At 63.1% G+C, this 4929-nt stretch carries 7 protein-coding genes and 1 pseudogene; 4 read left to right on the plus strand and 4 right to left on the minus strand.

The window, feature by feature from the left end; all coding sequences use genetic code 11:
• The 3 genes and pseudogenes from CCR96_RS02245 to CCR96_RS02255 form a co-directional block, all read left to right on the plus strand.
• Positions 1-238 (plus strand): annotated as a pseudogene (locus CCR96_RS02245) (hypothetical protein); the annotation flags it as partial.
• 22 nt (positions 239-260) lie between these two features.
• Positions 261-872, plus strand: coding sequence for a hypothetical protein (locus CCR96_RS02250; protein WP_201215951.1), 612 nt, complete (start codon positions 261-263; stop codon positions 870-872).
• Positions 869-1135, plus strand: a complete 267-nt coding sequence (locus tag CCR96_RS02255) for a hypothetical protein (protein WP_201215958.1) — start codon at positions 869-871, stop codon at positions 1133-1135. The genes CCR96_RS02250 and CCR96_RS02255 overlap by 4 nt, the downstream gene beginning before the upstream one ends.
• Before the next feature lie 105 nt (positions 1136-1240).
• Here CCR96_RS02255 and CCR96_RS25270 read toward each other — a convergent pair whose 3' ends face one another.
• Both CCR96_RS25270 and CCR96_RS02265 read right to left on the minus strand, forming a co-directional pair.
• The gene (locus CCR96_RS25270) at positions 1241-2476 is read right to left on the minus strand and encodes a PcfJ domain-containing protein (protein WP_201215968.1); all 1236 of its coding nucleotides are present in this window, start codon (positions 2474-2476) and stop codon (positions 1241-1243) included.
• A complete protein-coding gene (locus CCR96_RS02265; RefSeq protein ID WP_201215976.1) occupies positions 2473-3225 on the minus strand; it encodes an MBL fold metallo-hydrolase in 753 nt (250 codons plus the stop codon). The genes CCR96_RS25270 and CCR96_RS02265 overlap by 4 nt, the downstream gene beginning before the upstream one ends.
• An 83-nt stretch (positions 3226-3308) precedes the next feature.
• Between CCR96_RS02265 and CCR96_RS02270 the strand changes: the two genes are divergently transcribed.
• Positions 3309-3626, plus strand: coding sequence for a hypothetical protein (locus CCR96_RS02270; protein ID WP_201215983.1), 318 nt, complete (start codon positions 3309-3311; stop codon positions 3624-3626).
• A 10-nt stretch (positions 3627-3636) separates the two neighbouring features.
• Here the strand turns inward: CCR96_RS02270 and CCR96_RS02275 are convergent, their stop codons facing one another.
• Both CCR96_RS02275 and CCR96_RS02280 read right to left on the minus strand, forming a co-directional pair.
• On the minus strand, positions 3637-4011 hold the full coding sequence (locus CCR96_RS02275; RefSeq protein ID WP_242518367.1) for a PH domain-containing protein: 375 nt from the start codon (positions 4009-4011) through the stop codon (positions 3637-3639).
• 183 nt (positions 4012-4194) lie between these two features.
• Positions 4195-4686: a hypothetical protein gene (locus tag CCR96_RS02280; RefSeq protein ID WP_201215992.1), complete on the minus strand. Its 492-nt coding sequence runs from the start codon at positions 4684-4686 to the stop codon at positions 4195-4197.
• Positions 4687-4929: the final 243 nt, after the last annotated feature.

The raw sequence follows: 4929 nt of genomic DNA on the forward strand, positions 1-4929 counted from the left end.
CGCCTGGGACCAGGTCTCTTGGCCTGGCAACGATTATTGGGGCGGCGCACGCATGACCGATGATGGGGTCAAGGCTGCCGCGAGCGATCTGATGCGCGCCATCACCGGGATCGAAGGCGCTTATGACGCGCGGGCGGTCGGTTATCAGCCGCCAGAGCCTTATCCGACCTGGGAGGCGTTGGTACAGGATCGGGGCACGCAGCTGCAGCTGATCGATCGGCTGCGGGTGCTGGGTTGAACCACTGCCACTCCAGCCAACCATGACCGGCATGCATCCTGTTCATATCCACACCTACTCCGGCATCGCCTTTGATCTGCGTGATCCGCAGCCGGCGATGGTTCGCCTGGACGACATCATCCATTCGCTCTCATTGATGAACCGCTTCAATGGAGCGGCCCTGTTCCCCTACAGCGTCGCCCAGCATTCGCTGCATGTCGCTGAGCTGCTGCCGGCCGAGTTGCGGCTCGAGGGCCTGCTGCACGATGCCGCCGAGGCCTATATCGGCGATATGGTCAGCCCGCTCAAGCAGGTGATGCCGGAGTATAAGGCCGTTGAGGCACGCATCAGCGCTGTGGTTGCCGAGGTCTTCGGTCTGGCCTATCCCGAGCCAGCCGCGGTCAAACAGGCCGATCTGGCCGTGCTGGCGGCCGAGCGCGAGCAGGTGCTTGGACCCTCCTATGGACCCTGGTTCAAGGACTTTCCGGAGCCGGCGCCGATCACGATCAGGCCACGCGACTGGTTGGAGGTCAAGGCGAGCTTTGGGCAAGCCCTGCAGACCGAGATCATAAAACGCCGCGCCGCAACCGATCCACGCCGGACAGATGCGGCCGAGTCTTTGAGCGACCTCAGGCTTCAGGAGGTGAGGGTATGACAAAGGCACAAGACTCAGCGGACCAGGCGGCGCTGGACGGGCCGCTTGAGACGCTCGAGGTGATCGACCTTCAGCTCATCCGCAAGGCGCTCGCCGATGCCCAGGGCGAGCCGACCGAGGCGGCACGTGCGCAGGCCTTTGTCGCCGCGCTCTCGGCGCTGCTGCTGATGAGCGGGGATCGCGAGCTCGGCAACGCGATTGGCGCCCTGATCGGGCTGCGGCAACTCGATGCCGAGGCGCTGGAGCGGTTGATCACAGGCTGAGTCTCTGGGGATCAGCGCTGTATCAATCGCCGAGCCATTGCGCAGGCGTTGCTCAGCCTCTGCGGTTGCACGAGTTTGCCCGACTCCTCATCCTGAGCCTTGGCATCAGGACCGAGCGACCTTCAGCTGCTCATGCAGCCAGTGCTCCACGGCCGCTTGCGCCTCCGGACTCGGCGCTCGGTTGCTGACGCCCTTCAATTGATCCAGGGCGACACCGCCATGGCGCAAACGCAGTCCCAAGGTCAGCCGTTCCGGCTCTAACACCTTGTAGACCGCATACTGACCGTCGTAGACCCGATCGGTGTACGAGGCCACGCAATGACGCATCAGCTGAGTCTCCAACTGCAGCGCATCCGGCGTCGTGATCGCCTGAATCGACGCGGTATCGGCGAACGGGGCCGGTGGAAACGCGAGCAGGTGGCCGCTGGCATCGAAGCGTCGGCGGTGGTTGCCGTCCTGCTCGATCTGCTTGACGATCAAGCGCTCATGCAGCCGCCGCACCCTCGACGGCCGATCGCAGCGGCGCAGCTCACGCAGCGCCGCCTCGCCGCCCATGCGCAGGCTGTCGTTGATCCAATCGCGCAGGGTGCGGTTCGAGGCCTCGCAGAGCAACCGCTGCAGCGGGCGACCGGCGACCCAGGGATAGTCCTCAAGGATCTTCACCAGCCGAAGGCTCAACTCAGGCTCATGCACCAGGGCGTTGCAGGTCGCCTCCTCACGCAGCACCCGCAGCAACCGGTCGACCTCATAGGCGTCGAACTCACCGATGCGCAGCTTCGCGATGAGCCTGAGCACACGGCGATAAGGCGGCAGCCCCAAGGCGCTGAGGATCTCGGTCTGCTTGCGGCCCGCAAGCGCGATCAGCTGCTGCTCGGACCAGCCCTGTATCTCCACCCAGTGATGCAGCAGGAAGCAGAGCCTGACGTTGGACAGGATCAGATCCCGCACCGCCTCCGAGCGCTGCGCGAGCGCCGCCAAGGCATAGCGCCGAGCCGGCAGTCGCTCCAATGCCTGGGCCAGCTCCTCGGGCAGGGTCGCAAACCAGTGCCGAAACGCAGCATCCTCATGGTCGCGTTGAAACGGCAGCCAGAGATCGCGGATGCAGGCGGCTTCAAACAACCCCTCGGCATAACGCAGGGTGGCGAAGCCCGAGGCCCAGTGGCTGACCGCATGCAGGCACTCCATGCCGAGCAGTGGCGAGTAGTCGACGAGCAGAACGGCGGCGTCCGCATCCCAGGCATAGTGCAGCCGAGGGTGGTGCTCAGCACTGTCGCTGCGCGCGTGTCGGCGTTCGGCGAGCCAGGCTTGCAGCGGTGCTTTGAGGGCGTTCGCTCGACTCACCCCTGATCACTAGCCGAGCAGGGACCGCGGAACTGCTCCGGCACGTTGGTCGGGCAGGCGCCGCAGTCCTCATTGCCCGGCACCGCAAAGTCGATCTTGCGCGGATAGGGCAGGCCGAGCCCATCCATCAGCGCGACGAAGTCGTCTTTCGAGCGGCCTTGGCCGAGCCGCGGATTGCGCGCCTTCTCCTGGGCGATGCTCGAGACGCAGCGCTGCTCGTAATCATGGCCGGGATAGACCAGGGTCTCGTCCGGGAGCGAGAACAGCTTGTTGTGGATACTGTGGTAGAGCGTCGCGGCATCACCGGATTGAAAGTCGGTGCGCCCGCAGGCCTCGATCAGGAGCGCATCACCGGTGAACAGCAGCTTCTGCACCGGGGTATCGATCAGGTAGGCATGGTGATGATCGGTGTGGCCGGGTGTGAACAATGGATGTAGGCTCACCGAGCCGACCGTGAAGACCTCACCCTCCTGCACGCCGAGATCAGCACAGGGCAGGTCGAGCATCTTCGGATAGGCGGTCTGGCAGCCCGAGCGCTGTTTCAGCCGCCGCGCGCCGGTGAGATGATCGGCATGCACATGGGTCTCCAGTGTTGCCATCAGCGTCAGCCCAAGGTCCTTGAGCACCTGCAGATCCCGCTCGACGGTATCGATGACCGGATCGATCAGGATCGCCTGACGGCTTTGCTCACAGCCGATCAAATAGGTATAGGTGGAGGAATCAGACTCGAACAGCTGCTTGAAGATCATGTAGGAGATGCCTCTGGAGCGGGTGGGATGCTGTCATTATCGTGGCTGGGTAAAACGCGTTTCCAGTATACGGCGGAGAAGCAATGGGATTTTCCACTGAACCGACAGCCTACGAGAAAACCATCCTGTCCGATCTACAGGGCGCCTGGCAGTGCCTGCGCGCTGAGGTGGCGGCACACCCAGGGTTTGAAGGCTGGGAGCGCGCGCTGTTTCACATCGACGAGGCCATGAGCTGGGAAGCCGTTCGCGACCTGCAACAGATGCAGCGGAGCCTGGTGCTCGTGCGCAACATCCTTCAGCAAGGCGATGAGGTCCCCCTTGCCGTGACGGAATCCTTGGACGCGGTCAACGCGCTCATGGACGAGACGCTGGGTGCGCTCGCGCAGGGTGAGATCGATTGAGGAGCCTCGCTCACCGCGCCGAGAGCACCGCAGTGGCCAGCGCCTTCTGGATCTCGGTGACGTTATCCGCTCCGCGCAAGGTCTTTGAGACTGGCTCACTGGCACCCGAGACCCAGACCTTCAGCTCCGCATCCAGATCGAAATGCCCGGCGGTCTCGACCGAGAAGCGGGTGATCGCCTTGTAGGGGATCGACAGATACTCGACCTTCTTACCGGTCAGCCCCTGCTTGTCGATCAACAGCAAGCGCGCATTGGTGAAGATGAACTGATCGCGGATGACCTTGAAGGCGACCTCGATGGTCTCATCGGCAGCGAGGATCGGCTTGAGCTCATCGGCGAGTTGGGCAGGATCAATGGTGGAGGCGTTGCCGAGTAGGCCGCTCAAGAGTCCTATGGGGTTTCTCCATTGTTCGTGTTGTCGCGTTACAGCTGACGCTCGCTCAGGCATGTGCCTGTTATGTTAATAGCTACCGTCTCCTCACCCCGCATCATGCGCTGACCATCCCCAGGCAGAACGAGCCAAGCCCTGATCTGGCGTGATCCCTGAGCAGGATCAAGGAGCATCAGGTCACTGCCGCGTATCGCGCTCGCTGCCGATCCCTGAGCGCGAGCCTGCGGTGCGCAGCATCCAGCAGCCGATCAAGGCACCGGCTGGAATGGTCAGCCAGCCAAAGAGTGCAAGGCTAAACAGGCTGAAGACGATCGCTCCGATGATCCCCTGCAGCGGGTTCATTGGCGGTTCGCCCGCAGAGGCCCCGGCGGTGAGCCAGGGGTCATCGACCCAGGCACCCAGGATGAACAGCCACCAGCAGAGCAGATGTGAGAGCAGCCCGGCGAGCGCGCCCGTGAACAGACCCGTTCGGCAGCGCCTTGCCTGCCGACGTTCGACCAGCCAGCGCCAAAGCCCGAAGCCAGTGACAAACGCGGCCGTACTCGAGTAAACCGGGAAGGACTCCCAGCCGTCGCCGATCGCTGACCAGGCGACGTAGCCGCCCACGACAAGCCCCACCAAGGCAAAGCATGCGGCAAAGTGCAGGCTGCTGGAGACCGGTTTGATCATACGATGTCATCGTCATTGGGCGCTCATGAATCCATGCAAATCAGAATGAGCAATGATCAAAGGCTCATTGTGGGTTTTGAGGACATGCTTCCGGCTGTAATAACGTCTCGAGGAGCGCCCCCAGCAAGGCTCGTCCCCGTTGTCTGACGTTGTGCACGAATTCGAAGAACCCGAGGTACAGAGGGAGTTTTCCTGTGAGAGGCCACGATGCGGACGCAGCCAGGAGCGCAGCAGCGACCAAAA

It is taken from the genome of Halochromatium roseum, from assembly GCF_016653315.1.
Classification (GTDB): domain Bacteria; phylum Pseudomonadota; class Gammaproteobacteria; order Chromatiales; family Chromatiaceae; genus Lamprobacter; species Lamprobacter roseus.